Origin of the sequence: Roseiarcus sp. (genome assembly GCF_049514155.1) — a bacterium.
Taxonomy (GTDB): Bacteria; Pseudomonadota; Alphaproteobacteria; order Rhizobiales; family Beijerinckiaceae; genus Roseiarcus.
Map to the genome: position 1 here is coordinate 1 of NZ_JBEKVH010000027.1, position 18,526 is coordinate 18,526.

Below are 18,526 nucleotides of genomic sequence, written 5' to 3' on the forward strand. Positions count from 1 at the left end.
CGCCGAAACGCCGAAGCGCCGCCTTTGCGCGGCTTTGGCCAGATGGGCTTCAGAGGGCGCGACGACGAGCGCGCATTCGACGTCGTCGATGATCAGGCGGTGGCGGCCGATCGGCAGGTCGGGCAGCGCGATCAGTCGTTCGAGGATCGTCCGCCCGTCGGCGAGCGCGATGCGGCCCGCTTCGCCCGGCTCGGCGCGGAACGCGAGCGCGCCGCCGTCTTCGGCCAAGATCGTCGCGTCGATCGGCCCCGCGGGCTCGGCCGGATCGGCGCGCAGCGGCACGAGGCGCGGCGCGTCGAGGCGGCTGACGTGGGTCGTCGGCAGGCGTCGCGCGCTGGTGTCGGCGACGAGCCTGGCGAGGCTCTCGCGCACCTGCGCCTGCGTCGCGGCGGGAAGGCGCAAAGCATCCAGCAGCGCGAGTTTCGTCTGGGCCGCAACGATGGTCCGTCGACCGCTGACGTCCCACCAGTCGCCGGCGATGCCTGCCGCTTCGGCGAGCGATTCAACCTCGCGCGCCGTCGGCGCCCGCATGCGCGGCGTCGGCGCGTCGACTTCGGCGAGCGCGAGCGTCGCGCGGCCGGCGATCCGCACCCGGTCGGCGAGCGGCGGCGCGGCGTCGACGACGGCGTCGTCGCTGGTGTCGAGGATGACGCGCCACGCCTTGTTCGCGCGCGCGTCGGGAAGACGCAGCCGCAGAGCGTCGGGACTGCGATTGAGGGCGACGAGGACGCGATCGACGCCGCTGCTCGTGCGCGCCGCCAATCCGACGACGAGCACGTCGCCTTCGGCTGCTTCCCATTGCGAGGCCTGGGTCATCGGCCCGTCGGCGTCGCGCCACTCGACGTCGATTGGACCGCCTTCGCCGACCGGCGCGGAGTCGAGCCAGACGGGGCGCGAGAGCGCTGGATGGGCGCGGCGGATCCTCGCCAGCCGCCCGACGAAATCGATCAGGCTCGCGTCGGCCTTCGCCCAGTCGATCCAGGTGGTCGCGTTGTCCTGGGCGTAGGCGTTGTTGTTGCCGCTCTGGCTGTGGCCGAGCTCGGCGCCCATCGCCAGCATTGGCGTGCCGTGCGCGAGATAGGGCAGCGCCAGTAGATTGCGCATGTCGCGGGCGCGCGCGGCGAGGATCGTGGGATCATCCGTCGGGCCCTCGACGCCGTGGTTCCACGAAGCGTTGTTGTCGGTCCCGTCGCGATTGTCCTCGCCGTTGGCCTCGTTGTGCTTGTGGGCGTAGGCGACGACGTCGGCGAGGGCGAAGCCGTCGTGGGCGACGACGTAGTTGACGCTCTTGGCCGCCGTTGGCGCGCGGGAGAAGACGTCGCGCGAGCCGGCGATGCGGGTCGCAAGTTCGCCGCGGGCGCGCGGCTCGCCGCGCCAGAAATGGCGCACGGCGTCGCGGAAGCGGTCGTTCCATTCGCCCCAGCCGTCGGGGAAATCGCCGAGCCGATAGCCTTCCGGCCCAAGATCCCACGGTTCGGCGATCATCTTGGCCTGCGACAGGATCGGATCGGCGGCGAGCGCCTGAAATAGCGGCGCCTGCTTGTCGAAGCCCCAGTCGCGACGGCCGATCGCAACCGCGAGGTCGAAACGAAAGCCGTCGAAGCCGCCGAGCGTCATCCAGCGCCTGAGCGCCGCGAGCGCCATGGCGACGACCGGCGGGCGATCGAGCGCGAGGCAATTGCCGCAGCCGGTGTCGTTGACGTAGCGCCCCGGATCGTCGGGCAAGAGGCGGAAATAGGTGGCGTTGTCGAGGCCGCGAAACGACAGGGTCGGCCCCAACTCGTCGCTCTCGCCGTTGTGGTTGAGCACGATATCGAGCACGACTTCGAGGCCGGCGGCGTGCAAGGCGTCGGTCGCGGCGCGCACCTCGGCCCAGCCGCCCGGCGCAAGACGCGGGTCGGGGGCGCCGAGCACGATCGGGTTGTAACCCCAGGCGTTCGACAGGCCGAGCGGCGGAAGGTGGCGCTCGTCGACGAAGACGTCGATCGGCATGACCTCGATCGTGGTGACGCCGAGGCGTTTGAAATGTTCGATCATCGCCGGATGGGCGAGGCCGGCGAAGGTTGCGCGCGCTTCGGTCGGGATGTCCTCGCGCAGGCGGGTCAGGCCGCGCAGGTTGGCCTCGTAGATGATCGTCTCCGCCCACGGGACGCGCTGGCGCCCCGGCTCGCCCGCCGCCGGCGCGAGCGCAATCGCCTTGGGAGCGTAGGGGCCGCTATCCTCGCCGAAGGCGAACATCGAATGATGGAGCTTGAACGGCCGATCGAAGGCGTAGGCGTAGGGGTCGGCGAGCAACTTCGACGGATCGAAGCGGTCGCCGCGCAGCGGTTCGAACGCCCCTTCGGCGCGCAGGCCATAGCGGGCGCCGGCGCCGACGCCGGCAAGCGTTCCGCGATGGATTGCGTCGTCGCCGCGCGTCAGGCGCAGACGCTTGATCTCCGCTTCGCCCGCCGCGTCGTAAAGGCAGAAATCGATCGCCGCGGCGTGCGCCGAGTAAACCGCGATCTCCACGCCTTCGGTAGTGAGGGCGACGCCGAGCGGCGTTTCAACGGAGGGAGAATCGTTCATCGTTCAGACCGAGCAAGGGCGCGATAGAGCGCCGCGTAACGTTTGGCCGGCCCGCGCCACGAAACGTCGGCGCGCATGCCGTTGAGTCGGGTGCGGCGCATCGCGGCGTCGTCGGCGTAAAGCGCGAAAGCGCGCTTGAGGGCATGCGCGACAGCCGACGCTGTCGGCGGTTCGAATTGCAATCCGGTGGCGACGCCGGCCGAAACTGCAGCGTCGTTGGCGTCGATCACGGTGTCGGCGAGGCCGCCGACGCGGGCGACGACCGGCGTCGCGCCGTAGCGCAGGCCGCAGAGCTGGGTGAGCCCGCAGGGTTCGAAGCGCGACGGAACGACAATGAAGTCGATGCCCGCCTGCATGAGATGCGACAGGCCCTCGTCGTAGCCGAAGGTACAGGCGACTGCGCCGGGGTGGGCGCGCGCGGCCTCGTGAAACCCAGCCTCGAGGCCTTTCTCGCCCGAGCCGAGCAGCGCGAGCTGGCCGCCGCGGCCGACGATGTCCGCCGTCTCCGCGAGCAGCAGGTCGAGGCCTTTCTGCAGGGTGAGGCGCGAAATGACGCCGAACAGCGGCGGCGCCGCGGAGACGGCGAGACCGAGGCGCTGTTGCAGCGCAGCCTTGTTGCGCACGCGCATGTCGATGCGCAGGGCGCTGTAGTTGACGGCGAGCTCGGGATCGGTGGCGGGATTCCAAACCGAGTCGTCGATGCCGTTGACGATGCCTTCGACGATGGACGCGCGCGCCCGCAGCAGGCCGTCGAGCGCCATGCCGAACTCGGCCGTCATGATTTCGCGCGCGTAGGTCGGCGAGACTGTGGTGATGCGGTCGGCGAACTGCAGGCCGCCTTTGAGGTAGCCGACGCCGTCGAAGTACTCGACCCCGTCGATCGACATCGCACTCGCGGGCAGGCCGATCGCGCTGAGAATCGAGGCGGGGAAATGACCCTGGAAAGCGATATTGTGGATGGTGACGATCGTCTTCGGACGCGGGCCGCCGTCGTAATGCAGATAGACCGGCGTCAGCGCGGCCTGCCAATCGTGGGCATGGACGACGTCGGGCGCATAGCCGGCGACCGCGCCTTTGGCGAGGTCGGCGCCGACCCGCGCCAGCGCGGCGAAGCGCTGGGCGTTGTCGCCCCAGTCGCGCCCGTCGGGGCCGAGATAGGGGTTGCCGACACGATCGAAGAGGTGCGGGGCGTCGAGCACGAAAAGATCGAGCCCGGCGGCGCGGCCGGCGAGCACCCGCGCCGGCCCGCCGAACAGGTTGGCGTAGGCGCGCGCCGGCTCGGCGGATTCGAGCTTGGCGACGACCGGCCTATAGCCGGGCAGCAGGGTGCGGATGGCGACGTCCTCGCGCGCCAACGCCGTCGGCAGCGCGCCGACGACGTCAGCCAGACCGCCGGTCTTGATCAGCGGAAAGATCTCGGAGGCGACGGAAAGGACGGCGATTGCGGTCATTTCGCCATCTTGTCGAGCATCGGCTGGGTGATCAGCGTCACGCCGCCCTCCGTGCGACGAAACCGCTTGGCGTCGAGAACCGGGTCCTCGCCGACCACCAGCCCGTCGGGAATGATGACGCCGGAGTCGATCACCGCCTTCTTGACCCGCGCCCCGCGGCCGATCTGCGCGTAGGGCAACACCACCGCCTCGTGGACGGTCGAATAGGAGTGCACTCTGACGCCGGTGAACAGCAGCGAGCGCGACACCGCCGCGCCGGAGAGGATGCAGCCGCCCGAGACGAGCGACGACACCGCGACGCCGCGCCGGCCGTCGACGTCGTGGACAAACTTCGCCGGCGGCGTGATCTCGCCGTAGGTCCAGATCGGCCAAGCGCGATCGTAGAGGTCGAGGTCGGGGACGATGTCGGTCAGGTCGACGTTGGCCGCCCAATAGGCGTCGACCGTGCCGACATCGCGCCAGTAGACGTGCGCCTCCTTGTTGGCGACGACGCAGGAGCGGGTGAAATGATGCGCGACCGCTTTTCCGTTGGCGACGAGGTAGGGAATGATGTCCTTGCCGAAATCGTGAGCCGAATTCGGATCGGCCGCGTCGCGGTGCAGCTGTTCGATGAGGAACTTGGTCTCGAATACGTAGATGCCCATGCTGCACAGCGCGGCGTCGGGCTTGCCCGGCATCGGCGGTGGATTCTTCGGCTTCTCGGAGAAAGAGAGGATGCAGTCTTGCTCGTCGACGGCCATGACGCCGAAATCCTGCGCCTCCCGCAGCGACGTCTCGAGGCAGCCCACCGTCACGTCGGCGTTCGAATCGACGTGCTGCTGCAGCATCTTCTCGTAGTCCATTTTGTAGATATGGTCGCCGGCGAGCACGACCATGTAGAGCGGCGCGTAGCTCTCGATGATGTCGATGTTCTGATAGACGGCGTCGGCGGTGCCGAGATACCAGAGCGTCTCCGAGACGCGCTGCGACGCCGGAAGGATGTCGAAGCTCTCGTTGCGCTCGGGCCTGAGGAAGTTCCAGCCGCGTTGCAGGTGACGGATCAGGCTGTGCGCCTTGTACTGTGTCGCCACCGCGATGCGGCGAATGCCGGAATTGAGCGCATTCGAAAGGGCGAAGTCGATGATCCGCGATTTGCCGCCGAAATAGACGGCTGGCTTGGCGCGCCGATCGGTCAGCTCCAGCAGCCGACTGCCTCGCCCGCCGGCGAGCACGTAGGCCATGGTGTGGCGCGCGTAGGGCGCGCTGACCGGCGGGTCGGGTTTCAAATCCTTCGCGGCCATCGTTCACTCCTCCCGGTGGTCGTCATGTCGTTTGTCGCGAGGTCTCATTGGTCCTCGTAGGTCAAGAACAACGTCGCCAGCGGCGGCAGAGTCAGCGCCGCGGAGGCCGGCAGGCCATGCAACGGGCGCGGCTCGGCGATGACGCGGCCGAGATTGCCGACGTTGGAGCCGCCGTAGTCCTGCGCGTCGGTGTTGAGCGCCTCGCGCCATGCGCCGGCGAGCGGCAGGCCAATGCGGTAGGCGTAGCGCACCTCGGGCGTGAAATTGCACACGACCGCGACCGGCGGATCGTTGGCCTCGCCCATCCGCAGGAACGCGAACACCGATTGGGCGTCGTCGTTGACGACGATCCAGCGGAACCCTTCCGACTCGCAATCGCGGGCATAGAGGGCCGGCGTTTCGCGATAAAGACTGTTGAGGTTCCGCGTCAGCGCCTGCACGCCCTGATGCGGCCAATGGTCGAGCAGCCACCACGGCAGCGGCTCGTGGACGTTCCACTCCGTCGTCTGGCCGAATTCCTGGCCCATGAACAAGAGCTTCTTGCCCGGATGGCCCCACATGAAGCCGAGATAGGCGCGGACGTTGGCGAAGCGTTGCCATTCGTCGCCGGGCATCTTGCCGACGAGCGAGCCTTTGCCGTGGACGACTTCGTCGTGCGAGATCGGCAGGATGAAGTTTTCGGCGAAGGCGTAGAGCAGGCCGAACGTCAGCTTGTCGTGGCTCCAGCGGCGATAGATCGGATCGCGCGACACGTAATCGAGCGTGTCATGCATCCAGCCCATGTTCCACTTGAAGCCGAAGCCGAGGCCGCCGGAATCGGTAGGGCGCGAGACGCCGGCGAAGGCGGTCGATTCCTCGGCGATCGTCACCGCGCCGGGCGCCGCGCCGTAGACGAGCTCGTTGGCGCGCTTGAGGAAGGCGATCGCGTCGCGGTTCTCGTTGCCGCCCTCGGCGTTGGGCAACCACTCGCCGGGCTTTCGCGAATAGTCGAGATAGAGCATCGAGGCGACCGCGTCGACGCGCAGGCCGTCGATGTGGAAACGGTCGATCCAATAGAGCGCGCTGGCGTATAGGAAATTGGCGACCTCGTGTCGACCATAGTCGTAAATGGCGGTGTTCCAGTCGGGGTGGAAGCCGCGACGCGGATCGGGGTGCTCATAGAGCGGACCGCCGTCGAACCACGCGAGCCCGTGCGCGTCGGTCGGGAAATGGGCGGGAACCCAATCGAGGATGATTCCGAGCCCGGCGGCATGGGCGCGATCGACGAAGCGGGCGAAACCGTCCGGCGCGCCGTGGCGGCGCGTCGGCGCGAACAGGCCAATCGGTTGATAGCCCCACGACTCGTCGAGCGGATGCTCGGTGATCGGCAGCAGCTCGAGATGGGTGAAGCCGAGGTCGGCGGCGTAGGGGATGAGCTGGTCGGCGAGTTCATCGTAAGTGAGGAAGCGATTGTCGGGGCCGCGCCGCCACGAACCGAGATGGACCTCGAGGATCGCCATCGGCTTGCGTCGCGGTTCGCCCTGCCGCCGGCGTTCGAGATAGTCGGCGTCGCTCCACTGGTAATGCGCGGTGTCGGCGACGACCGAGGCGGTCGAGGGCCTCATTTCGGCCGCGTAGCCGAACGGATCGGCCTTGAGCGGCAACAGGACGCCGTCCGGGCCGAGAATCTCGTATTTGTAGACCGCGCCGGCGCCGAGGCCGGGAATGAACACTTCCCACAGGCCGCTGTCGATGCGCTTACGCATCTGCGCCCGCCGTCCATCCCAACGGTTGAAGTCGCCGACCACCGAGACGCGGGCCGCGTGGGGGGCCCAGACGGCGAAAGCGACGCCGTCGACGCCTTCGTGGCGACTGAGCTGCGCGCCCAGGCGCATATAAAGCTGGCGGTGCGCGCCCTCGACCAGCAGGTGCTCGTCCAGGGGCCCGAGCACCGGACCGAAGGCGTAGGGATCGTCGACGATCTCGACCCCGTCGGCGCGCGTCAGCTCCAATCTGTAGGCGGGGCGCTCGCTGTCTTTGGGCGCGAGCGCCTCGAAAAAATCGCCCGAGCGGCGCACGAATTCGGCAAGCGGCGCGCCGTCGCGCGTCACCGCCCTGACGGCGACGACGTCGGGCGCGAAAGCGCGGATCGCCCAACCTGCACGCGTCAGGTGTGGCCCCAGGATGGCGAACGGATCGGCGTGACGCGCCGAAGCGATCGCTTCGATGTCGGCCGCCTTCGCCCGCCAGCCGTCCTCGTCGCGCGCCCCGAACTCGGCCACTTTACCCATGTCGCCCCCCTGAAATCAGGCGAGCGGCCGGAACGGCGCGTTCCATATCTCGCTCGCATATTCGGCGATGGTGCGGTCGGACGAAAACCAGCCGACATTGCCGGTGTTGAGAATGCTCGAGCGCCGCCATCGCTTCTTGTCGCGCCAGGCTTGGTCGATCCGCAACTGCGTCGCCCAATAGGCTTCGAAGTCGGCGCAGACCATGAAGTAGTCGTGATGGGTGAGGGTGTCGACCAGGCTGCGATAGCGGCTGCGATCGTCGGGCGAGAAGACGCCGGCGGCGACCTCGTCCACTGCGCCGCGCAGGATCGGCGACGCGGCGATGCGCCCGCTGGAATCAATGCCGATCGCGCGCGCCGCCTCGACCTCCGCCGCGGTCAACCCGAAGATGAAGATGTTGTCGTCGCCGACGAGTTCCTTGAGCTCGACATTGGCGCCGTCGAGCGTGCCGACGGTCAGCGCGCCGTTCAACGCCATCTTCATGTTGCCGGTGCCCGACGCCTCCATCCCGGCGGTCGAAATCTGCTCGGAGAGATCGACCGCAGGCATGATCGTCTCGGCCAGCGAGACGTTGTAGTTCGGCAGGAAGACGACCTTGAGCAGGCCGCGCACCGTCGGGTCGGAATTGACGACGCGGGCGACGTCGATCGCCAACTTGATGATCAGCTTGGCCTGGGTGTAGCTCGCGGCCGCCTTGCCGGCGAAGATCTTCACGCGCGGCGCGAAGTCGATGGTCGGATTGGCGCGGATGGTGTTGTAGCGGGCGATCGTCTCGAGAATGTTGAGCAGTTGCCGCTTGTATTCGTGGATGCGCTTGACGTGCACGTCGAACAGCGCGTCGGGATCGACGCGCAGGTTGAGCGTCTCGGCGATCACGCGGGCGAGATCGACCTTGTTGGCGCGCCGAGCGAGGGCGACCTGCTCCTGCAGCGCCGCATCGTCGGCGTGGCGGGTGAGTTCGCGCAGCGCGTTGGGATCCTCGAGCGCCCGCTCGCCGGCGACCGCGGTGACGATTTTCGTCAGCCGCGGATTGCACTCGATCAGCCAACGGCGGAATGTGATGCCGTTGGTTTTGTTGACGATGCGGCCAGGACAGACGAGGTCGAGGTCGCGGAACACAGTTTGGCGCATCAGTTCGGTGTGCAGCGCCGAAACGCCGTTGATCTTGTGCGAGCCGACGAAGGCGAGGCTGCCCATCCGCACGCGCCGGCCGCCTTGCTCGTCAATCAACGAAACGGCCGAGAGCAAAATAGGATCGCCGAGTCCACTCTTGCGCGCGCCGTCGAGATGGGTCGCGTTGATGAGGTAGATGATCTGCATGTGACGCGGCAGCAGCCGTTCCATCAGCGGCACCGGCCAGCTCTCCAGCGCCTCGGGCAGGAGCGTGTGGTTGGTGTAAGAGAAGACCTTCTTGGTGATCTCCCACGCTTCCTCCCAGTCGATGCGGTTGAGGTCGACGAGAATGCGCATCAGCTCGGCGACGGCGATCGACGGATGCGTGTCGTTGAGCTGAACCGCGGCGTGGTCGGGCAGGGTGCGGATGTCGCCAAACTGTTTGACGTGGCGACGGACGAGATCGAGCAGCGAGGCCGAAGCGAAGAAGTATTCCTGCCGCAGCCGCAGCTCCTGGCCGGCCGGGGTCGCGTCGCTAGGATAGAGCACCTTGGAGATCGCCTCGGCGCGCACGGTGTCCGAAAGGGCGCCGATGTAGTCGCCGGCGTTGAAGGCGTCGAGCTTCAGCGGGTCGACGGCGCGCGCCGACCACAGTCGCAGCGTGTTGACGTGACGACCGCGCCAACCGACGATCGGCGTGTCGTAACCGATCGCCTCCACCGTCTCGTCGGGGTGCCAGACGTGACGGACGGATTCCTCGCCGTCGGCGACCGCTTCCACCCAGCCGCCGAAACCGATGGCGTAATTGACCTCGGGGCGCTCGAATTCCCACGGATTGCCGTGCGTGAGCCAATCCTCGGGAATCTCCTGCTGCCAGCCGTTGCGGATGATCTGGCGGAAGAGGCCGTTGTCGTAACGAATGCCGTATCCGGACGCGGCGATCGACAACGTCGCCATGCTGTCCATGAAGCAGGCGGCGAGGCGGCCGAGGCCGCCGTTGCCGAGCGCGGCGTCGGATTCCAGCTTCCTCAGATGCGCCAAGTCGAGACCGAGCTGCGACAGCGCCGCGGTCATCGGCTCGACGATGCCGAGATTGGCGATCGCGTCATAGAGCAAACGGCCGATCAGAAATTCGAGCGACAGGTAGTAGACGCGCTTGCGGCCGTCGCCGTAGACGGCGTTGGTCGAGGCGATCCAGCGTTCGACGACGATGTCGCGGGTGGCGAAAGCGACGGCGAGGAACCAGTCACGCGGGCTGGCGGCCACGCTGTTCTTGCCGACCGAGTAGGTCAGCTTGGCGAGAACCGCCGCTTTCAGCTCATCCGCCGTGTAATTGCGTACGGCCGGCAGCGCCGCGAAGGTCGCGGTGGGCGTCTGCTGGTCCATGTTTGTTCCTTTCCGGAGCGCCGTCGTATGATCGTTTCTAACACGGATGGGAATCTTCTCAATGTCGTCGGTTAAGCGCCAAATGCCGCGGAATGGGACAATTCGCCTTGCGCGTCCGCGCCTTGCCGGCGAGGCGGAGCGATGAGGATCGACGGACGCGCCTATCGCGCGATCTGGCCGACGGCCGGGGGCGACGCGATCGAGGCAATCGACCAGACCTTGCTGCCGCACCGCTTCGCAACGCGGCGGATCGACAGCCTCGAGGCGGCCGCGGAAGCGATCAGGACCATGGTCGTGCGCGGCGCCCCGCTGATCGGGGCGACGGCGGCGTTCGGCCTTGCGCTCGCCCTGCGCCGCGCCGCAGACGACGCCGCGCTCGAAGCAGGCTATCGCGCGTTGGCGGCGACCCGGCCGACCGCCGTCAACTTGCGCCACGCGCTCGACGACGTCAGCGCCGTCGTCGCGCCGCTGCCGCCAGGCGAGCGCGCCGCGGCGGCCTGGGCGCGCGCCGAAGCGATCTGCGACGAGGACGTCGCGCTAAATCGTCGCATCGGCGAAGCCGGCCTGCCGCTGATCGAGTCGCTTCATCGCCAGCTCGGCCGGCCGGTCGCCATCCTCACGCATTGCAATGCCGGTTGGCTCGCCACCGTCGACTGGGGCACGGCGACGGCGCCGATCTACATGGCGCACGACCGCGGCGTTCCGCTGCGCGTGTTCGTCGACGAGACGCGGCCGCGCAACCAGGGCGCGGCGCTCACGGCGTTCGAGCTTGGCCAGCACGGCGTGCCCTACACGGTGATCGTCGACAACGCCGGCGGCCATCTCATGCAGCGCGGTCAAATCGACCTCGTGATCGTCGGGGCCGACCGCGTCACCGCGCGCGGCGACGCCGCCAACAAGATCGGCACCTACCTCAAGGCGCTGGCGGCGCGCGCAAACGACGTGCCGTTCTTTGTCGCCGCGCCGGGCCCGACCTTCGACTGGACGATCAGCGACGGCCTCGCCGAAATCCCGATCGAGGAGCGGTCGGCCGAGGAGGTGACGCATGTCGTCGGCCGCCTCGACGACGGACGCGTCGCGCGAGTCGCGGTGACGCCGTTCGGGGCCGATGCGATCAATCCGGCTTTCGACGTAACCCCGGCCGAACTGATCGACGGCTTCGTCACCGACCGCGGAATCGTCGCCGCCGAGACCGCCGCGCTCGCGCGCGCTTTCGGCCGCGCGCCTATTTCGGCTTAGCCTCCTGCGCCGCCTTGGCGGCGTCGACCGCCTGCTGGAGCGTGTCGACCTGGCTCTGCAAATCGCTGAGGCGGCGGGTGGCGTCTTCGATCTGTCGATCGAGGTCGGCGTATTTCGCCTGCGCGGCGGTGATCTGGCCCTCGACGACGCCGAGCTGGTCGTTTTCCCCCTGCAGCTTGGCGTCGACCGATTGGAGGTCGCGGGTCTTGGCGCCGGCCTCTTCCTGTGCGCCCGAGACGGCGAGCTTGGCTTCGCTGATCTGCTTGGTCAGTTCAGCGAGCTCATTCTGCGCCGCGGCGCGCGCCGAGACCGCTTCGGCCAGCGCCGCCTGGGCGTCCTTCGCCTGCTTGTCGAGATCGGCGGCGGCGCCGGCGGCCTTCTGCAGGTTCTGCAGGTCGGCGGCCAGGCCCTCGCGCGCGAGCTCGGCGCGCTTCAGCCCGTCGTCCATCTGCGTACGCAAATCTGCGGCCTGAGACCAGAAATAGGAGACCAGCAGCCAACCGACGATCGCCAGCGCGGCGAGGGCGAGGGGAACCGGGCGGCGGAAATCATCGCTCATGTTTCTGGCCATAGTGGGAGCGCAGGCCCGCGTGGCGTCCGAAAATTGGGCGCCGCGCGGGAATGCGTCATATTGGAGCCGCCGCCGCGCCGCGCCAAGAGGCAAAATTGGTCCTGCGACGCCGCCGACGTTGCCGCGTTACGGCAAACCGGATAGGCCGACGGCGGCGGGGCGCGTCGCCCGGCCGGGAGAGGGCTGAACGGTGAAATTCTCCTTCGCCAGCCTCGCGCGCCAGGCGGTGACCGGCCACCAGGGCTGGACGCCGCAGTGGCGCTCCCCCGAGCCGAAGCCCGCCTACGACATTGTGATCGTCGGCGGCGGCGGCCATGGCCTCGCTGCGGCCTATTACCTCGCCAAGGAGCACGGCCTCGCCAACGTCGCCGTGCTCGAAAAAGGCTGGCTCGGCGGCGGCAACACCGGACGCAACACGACGATCGTCCGCTCCAACTATCTGTGGGAGGCGTCGGAGGCGATCTACGGCCACGCGCATAAGCTGTGGAAAACGCTCGCCGAGGCGCTCAACTACAACGTGATGTTCTCGCCGCGCGGCGTGCTGCAGCTCGCCCACAGCCGCCACGAGGAGGCGGCGCTCAAACGCCAGATTCACGCCAACCGGCTCGCCGGCATCGACGGCGAATGGGTGACGCCCGAGCAGGCGAAGGCGTTCTGCCCGATCCTCAACATCGATCCCGGCATCCGCTATCCGGTGCGCGGCGCGGCGCTGCAACGCAGCGGCGGCACGGCGCGCCACGACGCCGTCGCCTGGGGCTTCGCGCGCGCGGCAAGCGCGCTCGACGTCGACATCGTCGAGAATTGCGAGGTCGTCGCCATCCGTCGCGACGCGACCGGCGCGGTCAGCGGCGTCGAGACGACGCGCGGCGCGATCGCGACCAAGACGCTCGGAATCGTCGTCGCCGGCCACTCGAGCGTCGTGGCGGGCATGGCCGGGGTGCGGCTGCCGATCGAATCCTATCCGCTCCAGGCCCTGGTCTCCGAGCCGCTGAAGCCGGTCATGCCCTGCGTGGCGATGTCCAACGCCATCCACGCCTACATGTCGCAGTCGGACAAGGGCGAGCTGGTGATCGGCGCGGGCACCGACGCCTACGTCTCCTACAGCCAGACCGGCGGACTGCACATCGCCTCGGCGACGCTCGAAGCGATCTGCGAGCTGTTCCCGATCGCCTCGCGGCTGAGAATGATGCGCAACTGGGGCGGCATCGTCGACACGACGCCCGATCGCTCGCCGATCATCGGCAAGACGCCGGTCCCCGGCCTGTTCGTCAATTGCGGCTGGGGCACCGGCGGCTTCAAGGCGACGCCGGGATCGGGACATCTGTTCGCCCACCAGCTCGCGACCGGCGAGCCGCACCCGATCGCCGCGCCCTTCGCGCTCGACCGTTTCCGCTCCGGAGCGCTGGTCAACGAGGCGACCGCCGCCGCCGTCGCGCATTGAAGGGCCCGAGCCGATGCTGTTGATCCGCTGCCCCTATTGCCAAATGGAGCGCCCGGAGGCGGAGTTCAAATACGGCGGCCAAGCGCATCTGACCCGCCCAGACCCCAATTCCGCGAGCGACGCGGAATGGACGGATTACCTCTATTTCCGCGCCAATCCGAAGGGCGAATTCGGCGAACGCTGGCGCCATTCCGCCGGCTGCGGCCGTTTCTTCAATTGCCGGCGCGACACGGCGAGCGACCGCATCCTGGCGACCTACAAGATCGGCGAATCGCGGCCGGCGGCCGGGTAGGGCGCGGGTGCATGGATTTCATAGTGGGGTGTCCTTCGAGGCCCTTTGACGCCTCAAAACGAGGCGGCGCGTAAATTGCGCGCGTGAACTGAAAGACGGGCGCCGGCGCCCATCCCTCGTCGTGCGCGGAGCGCCGCGCACGGCGCACGTCAGGAACGACGGGAGAAGCGGGCGGCATTGGGTTTGGGCCCGAGATCGCGCGCAAGTCAAGCCGCCCGGTCACGACTTCGTCGGCGAGCAGCGCGAGCCGGCGTTCGCGACGAACGGCCCGGCGAGCAGAGCGCCTATACGCGGTTGCTGGGCGACGCGATGGCGGGCGAGGGCGCGCTGTTCACCCGGGAGGACGCGGTCGAGGCCGCCTGGGCGGCGGCGGTCGAGCCGATCCTCAAGGTTCACCCGAGAGCCCATCCGCTATAAGCGCGGGACTTGGGGGCCCGGCGAAGTCGACGCGCTGATCGCCGTCGGCGGCGGGTGGGACAATCCAGGCGCGGCGACGGCGTAGGCGCGGCGCGCGCAAACGCGCTCGCGCCGTCCCGGGCGGCCGCGAGCGCGCCGACCGGCCGATGTTCCGCCGTCGTTTGGTGGCGGCGGCGCGAGCCGTTGGTCGCTATATCGCGTTTAACCGGTCCGGATGGACTTCAATCACTTCGACGTTTCGAACTTCGACGCCGAGTCGGAGCGCCTTCAAGAGATCGCAGAGCGTTTCGCCATCCACAAGATCAATCGCCGGCGCGCCGTCGCGAACGGCTTCCCGTTGCGCGTCGGCGGTGAACCGGCCGGTCGTGATGACCAGTCCCTTGTCTGCGCGGCCAATCATAGCTCCTCGAAAGTCGCGAATCGTCGCCGACGAAACTGCATCCTTCCAGCGCTTGCACTGAAACAGTACGTGAAACGACACCAAGTTCATCCGAAGAACGCCCGCGCCATCGATGCCGCCATCGCCTGAGCGGCCGGTGACTTCGACCTTTGTGAAGCCGCTCTCTCGAAGCACGCGCTGGCACAACCTCTCAAAGGCGTCAGGCGGTATCCCCTTAAGAATGCCAAGCAGGGTCTCTTTCCAATTGACGCCGTTCGTTTCCGTCTGGCCATCCGTGCTGTCCGGCGGCGCGATCTCCTCGGCTTTGTGCTTGGGCGCGGGCGCCGATCTTGCGCCGCGAACGAGACGAACGACGTCGGCCGCGTCCTTTTTGGTGAAGCTGCGGCCTTTGGCCGTCAGCGTCCAAATTCCGCGATCACTGTTGTCGATCGCGCCGACCTTCTTCAAGTACGTCCGCGCCCACGCGACTCGATACTCGACCTCGGACTGAGACCCGTCGCCGTGGGGTACGGCAAGCACATCGTCTGGCAACTTCATGTCCGCTGCGACACGATCGACCATTTCCGCAATCGACGCGGACCCGCCAGTTTCCTTCAGCGCACAAAGGACGGGCCAGTGAAACTCGTAGAACTGTGGGACAACGACGTGGTTGCCGTTTTGATTTCTTGAGGCCATTGTCCTGCTTCCCAGGAGTCACCGTACCGCAAATCAGAAGGTGATTAAACGCGCCAACGCTGAGCTTCCCAAAGATCTCATGAGCCGCGATGGGACACGGGCATTGCGGCCATTTCCGCTTCATCGCCATGACGCGTCGTTCTTCGGCAATCGGCCGGCGTCGTCGATGACCCGCACCTGATGCGGCGGGTCGGGGCCCCAGCGCCAGAAGATCGCATTGACGTCGGCGCCGGTCGCGCCGAAAGCGAAGCTCGGCGCGACAATCCCCGCGCGCCCCTCCGCGATCAGGCGGTCGGCGAGACTCTCCCAGGGACAGGCGAGCGTGGCGTGGTCGACGCCGAGCGCGGCGAGGGTCGCGGAGTCGGTGAGATCGACGACGTCTTCGCAATCGACATCGTAGCCGCATAAAGTCATCGGCTGCGCCTTGAAGGGGAAGGCCTGCTGCGCTTCGAGCCACGCGGTCTCGAAGCGCATCGAGGCGTACAGCGTCGGCCTGCCTGGCCGATTGAAACGCCCGCCGTACAACGCTGCGCCTCTCCCCGAAGCGGGGTCGAAGGCCCAACGCGGATTATGCGCGCGCCAGGCGACCCCGCGCAGCCTCACGCGTAGCCGCCAACGGATATGCGGCTGAGATACGCCTTCACCGCCTCGGCCCGCCCCTCCTTGACCAGGTCTTCGGCGGTACGATCGCCGAAAGAGGGCAGGGGTTGCGAGCGATACCAGGCGAACGCCTGCGGCGCCGACCCCGCCCACGGCAGAACGCGGTTGATGATCTCGGCGACGTCACGTAGGCGCGCCTGCGTCGGGCCCGCCTTCAACCGCGCGGTTTTGGAGACGGCGTCGCGCGACAGGCCGGCCGCGACCGCCAGCTCACCCTTAGTAATGCGCAGCTCGCCGCTCAAACCTTTCGGCGCGACGAAGCCGTCAGCATCGATCACGTCGGCCAGAAAAGCTTTCGTGGTCTCGTCCATTAGCCGCCTCGTCAAATGACCCAACCTTGGGATGAAATATGAGGCGCGCCGAATCGATTGGCAAGGGCTGCCGACGATGGCCGGCGGACCGCGCGGCGCTTTCCCTTGTCGCGACTCGCCGCCTCCGCTAACCCGTCGCCATGGCCAAAACCCTCGCTCCTCCGCCGCCGCCCCCGCCGGCGGCGGCGATCGACGTTCCGCTGCGCGAGGCGCTCGAAGAGCGCTATCTCGCCTATGCGCTCTCGACCATCACCGGCCGCGCGCTGCCGGACGCGCGCGACGGGCTGAAGCCCGTCCATCGCCGCATCCTCTACGGCATGCACATCCTCAAGCTCGATCCCGGCACGGCGTTCAAGAAATGCGCCAAGATCGTCGGCGACGTGATGGGTTCGTTCCATCCCCACGGCGACCAGGCGATCTATGAAGCGCTGGTGCGCCTCGCCCAGGATTTCGCCTCGCGCTATCCGCTGATCGACGGGCAGGGCAATTTCGGCAACATCGACGGCGACGGCGCCGCCGCCTATCGCTACACCGAAGCGCGCATGACCGACGTCGCGCGCCTGCTGCTCGAAGGCGTCGACGAAGAAGCGGTCGATTGGCGCGACAATTATTCCGGCGACACGAAGGAGCCGATCGTCCTGCCGTCGGCGATCCCCAACCTGCTCGCCAACGGCGCGCAGGGCATCGCGGTCGGCATGGCGACCTCGATCCCGCCGCACAACGTCGCCGAGCTCTGCGACGCGGCGCTCTATCTGATCGCCCACCCGAAGGCCGAGACGGAGGCGCTGCTCAGCTTCGCGCCAGGACCGGACTTTCCGACCGGGGGGATCGTCATCGACGATCCGGCGTCGATCGCCGAGACCTACCGCACCGGCCGCGGCGGCTTCCGCCTGCGCGCCCGTTGGGAGCGTGAGGACGCCACGCGCGGCGGCTGGGTCGTGGTCGTCACCGAGATTCCCTACGGCGTGCAGAAGTCGCGGCTGATCGAGCAGCTCGCGACGCTGCTCAGCGAGCGCAAAGCCCATCTGCTCGGCGACGTCCGCGACGAATCGACCGAGGACGTGCGCGTCGTGCTCGAGCCGAAGAGCCGCACGATCGACCCGGCGATGATGATGGAGCAGCTTTACAAACTCAGCGAGCTCGAGACGCGCATTCCGGTCAATCTCAACGTGCTGGTCGACGGCGTGACGCCGCGCGTCGTCGGTTTCGGCGACGCGCTGCAGCAATGGCTCGACCACCGCCGCGCCGTCCTCAAGCGCCGCTCCGCCCATCGCCTCGCCGCAATCGACCGCCGGCTCGAGCTGCTGGCGGGGATGATCATCGTCTTCCTCAACCTCGACGAGGTCATCCGCATCGTGCGCGAGGACGACGAGCCGAAGGCGGCGCTGATGGCGCGCTTCGCGCTCACCGAGACCCAGGCCAATTACATCCTCGACACCCGCCTGCGTTCGCTGCGGCGGCTCGAGGAGATGGCGCTGCGCAAGGAGCGGAAGGATCTGGAGGCGGAGAAGGGCTCGATCGAGACGCTGCTCGCCAGCGAAAAGAAGCAATGGCAGGCGGTCGCCTACGAGATCCGCGACGTCAGAAAGAAATTCGGGCCGGACACCAAGCTCGGCAAGCGGCGCACCACCTTCGAGACGCCTAAAGAGATCGAGATCGAACTCGCCGAGGCGCTGATCGAGCGCGAGCCGGTGACGATCCTCATTTCGCAGAAGGGCTGGATCCGCGCGCTGAAGGGCCACGTCGCCGATCTCGCCGGCGCGACCTTCAAGGGCGAGGACGCATTGATGACCTCGTTCTTCACCGAGACGACGTCGAAGATCCTGGTGCTGGCGACGGACGGCAAGGCCTTCACCCTCGACGCCGCCAAGCTGCCGGGCGGCCGCGGCGCCGGCGAGCCGATCCGGCTGATGGCCGACCTCGACGAGACAGCCGACATCGTCGCGGCGTGGCCCTACGCCGCCGGCGAGAAGCTGTTGATCGCCACCACCGATGGTCGCGGCTTCGTCGTCGGCCAGGACGACATGCTGTCGGCGACCCGCAAGGGCAGGGCGGTGATGAATGTCGACGCGCCGGCGGAGGTCAAGCTGGTCACGGCCGCCGCCGGCGACCACGTCGCGACGATCGGCGAAAACCGCAAGCTGCTCGTCTTCCCGCTCAACCAGGTGCCGGAAATGGCGCGCGGCAAGGGCGTCCGGCTGCAGCGCTACAAGGACGGCGGCATTTCCGACGCGCGCGTGTTCAAGCTCGCCGACGGCATGACTTGGCGCGATTCGGCGGAGCGCACGTTCACCGTCTCCAAGTCCGAGCTCAAGGACTGGATCGGCACGCGCGCCGAGGCGGGCCGCCTGCCGCCCAAGGGGTTCAACAAGTCGAACCGCTTCGAGGGTTGAGGCCGTTGTCGCAACGCCAGCCGCCTGTCTTGCCTTTCAGCCTCAGTACGGGTATATGC

At 67.8% G+C, this 18,526-nt stretch carries 14 protein-coding genes; 5 read left to right on the forward strand and 9 right to left on the reverse strand.

Annotated features, from left to right (window positions below; all coding sequences use genetic code 11):
• The 5 genes from glgX to ABSF49_RS06190 all read right to left on the reverse strand — a co-directional run.
• Positions 1-2,568: glycogen debranching protein GlgX (gene glgX / locus ABSF49_RS06170; protein ID WP_424111755.1), on the reverse strand; the 2,568-nt coding region annotated here is incomplete at its 3' end.
• Positions 2,565-4,019 (reverse strand): glycogen synthase GlgA, encoded by a 1,455-nt coding sequence (gene glgA, locus ABSF49_RS06175; protein WP_424111756.1) that lies wholly within the window; start codon positions 4,017-4,019, stop codon positions 2,565-2,567. The genes glgX and glgA, both read right to left, overlap by 4 nt.
• Positions 4,016-5,299 carry a glucose-1-phosphate adenylyltransferase gene (glgC, locus tag ABSF49_RS06180; protein ID WP_424111757.1) on the reverse strand — a complete coding sequence of 428 codons (1,284 nt, stop codon included), beginning with the start codon at positions 5,297-5,299 and terminating at the stop codon, positions 4,016-4,018. Before glgC ends, glgA begins: the two co-directional genes overlap by 4 nt.
• 44 nt (positions 5,300-5,343) lie before the next feature.
• Positions 5,344-7,569, reverse strand: coding sequence for a 1,4-alpha-glucan branching protein GlgB (glgB, locus tag ABSF49_RS06185; protein WP_424111758.1), 2,226 nt, complete (start codon positions 7,567-7,569; stop codon positions 5,344-5,346).
• Positions 7,570-7,584: 15 nt separating this feature from the next.
• Positions 7,585-10,068, reverse strand: coding sequence for a glycogen/starch/alpha-glucan phosphorylase (locus ABSF49_RS06190; protein ID WP_424111759.1), 2,484 nt, complete (start codon positions 10,066-10,068; stop codon positions 7,585-7,587).
• Positions 10,069-10,209: 141 nt separating this feature from the next.
• Here ABSF49_RS06190 and mtnA point away from each other — a divergent pair, with 141 nt between their 5' ends.
• Positions 10,210-11,307, forward strand: a complete 1,098-nt coding sequence (gene mtnA, locus ABSF49_RS06195) for an S-methyl-5-thioribose-1-phosphate isomerase (protein WP_424111760.1) — start codon at positions 10,210-10,212, stop codon at positions 11,305-11,307.
• Here the strand turns inward: mtnA and ABSF49_RS06200 are convergent.
• Positions 11,294-11,866, reverse strand: coding sequence for a hypothetical protein (locus ABSF49_RS06200; protein WP_424111761.1), 573 nt, complete (start codon positions 11,864-11,866; stop codon positions 11,294-11,296). The genes mtnA and ABSF49_RS06200 overlap by 14 nt on opposite strands.
• A 202-nt stretch (positions 11,867-12,068) precedes the next feature.
• On the opposite strand from ABSF49_RS06200, the gene ABSF49_RS06205 reads away from it, so the two are divergent.
• The 3 genes from ABSF49_RS06205 (at position 12,069) to ABSF49_RS06215 (ending at position 14,028) form a co-directional block, all read left to right on the forward strand.
• The gene (locus ABSF49_RS06205) at positions 12,069-13,319 is read left to right on the forward strand and encodes a sarcosine oxidase subunit beta family protein (protein WP_424111762.1); all 1,251 of its coding nucleotides are present in this window, start codon (positions 12,069-12,071) and stop codon (positions 13,317-13,319) included.
• Between the two features lie 13 nt (positions 13,320-13,332).
• Positions 13,333-13,611 carry a sarcosine oxidase subunit delta gene (locus ABSF49_RS06210; protein WP_424111763.1) on the forward strand — a complete coding sequence of 93 codons (279 nt, stop codon included), beginning with the start codon at positions 13,333-13,335 and terminating at the stop codon, positions 13,609-13,611.
• Between the two features lie 183 nt (positions 13,612-13,794).
• A complete protein-coding gene (locus ABSF49_RS06215; protein WP_424111764.1) occupies positions 13,795-14,028 on the forward strand; it encodes a hypothetical protein in 234 nt (77 codons plus the stop codon).
• A gap of 190 nt (positions 14,029-14,218) precedes the next feature.
• On the opposite strand, the gene ABSF49_RS06220 is transcribed toward ABSF49_RS06215, so the two are convergent.
• The 3 genes from ABSF49_RS06220 to ABSF49_RS06230 all read right to left on the reverse strand — a co-directional run bounded on the left by ABSF49_RS06220 (position 14,219) and on the right by ABSF49_RS06230 (position 16,074).
• On the reverse strand, positions 14,219-15,103 hold the full coding sequence (locus ABSF49_RS06220; RefSeq protein ID WP_424111765.1) for a restriction endonuclease: 885 nt from the start codon (positions 15,101-15,103) through the stop codon (positions 14,219-14,221).
• 120 nt (positions 15,104-15,223) lie between these two features.
• Positions 15,224-15,706, reverse strand: a complete 483-nt coding sequence (locus ABSF49_RS06225; RefSeq protein ID WP_424111766.1) for an RES family NAD+ phosphorylase — start codon at positions 15,704-15,706, stop codon at positions 15,224-15,226.
• Positions 15,703-16,074 (reverse strand): antitoxin Xre/MbcA/ParS toxin-binding domain-containing protein, encoded by a 372-nt coding sequence (locus ABSF49_RS06230; protein WP_424111767.1) that lies wholly within the window; start codon positions 16,072-16,074, stop codon positions 15,703-15,705. Before ABSF49_RS06230 ends, ABSF49_RS06225 begins: the two co-directional genes overlap by 4 nt.
• A 140-nt stretch (positions 16,075-16,214) precedes the next feature.
• On the opposite strand from ABSF49_RS06230, the gene parC reads away from it, so the two are divergent.
• Positions 16,215-18,467 (forward strand): DNA topoisomerase IV subunit A, encoded by a 2,253-nt coding sequence (gene parC / locus ABSF49_RS06235; RefSeq protein WP_424111768.1) that lies wholly within the window; start codon positions 16,215-16,217, stop codon positions 18,465-18,467.
• Positions 18,468-18,526 lie beyond the last annotated feature (59 nt).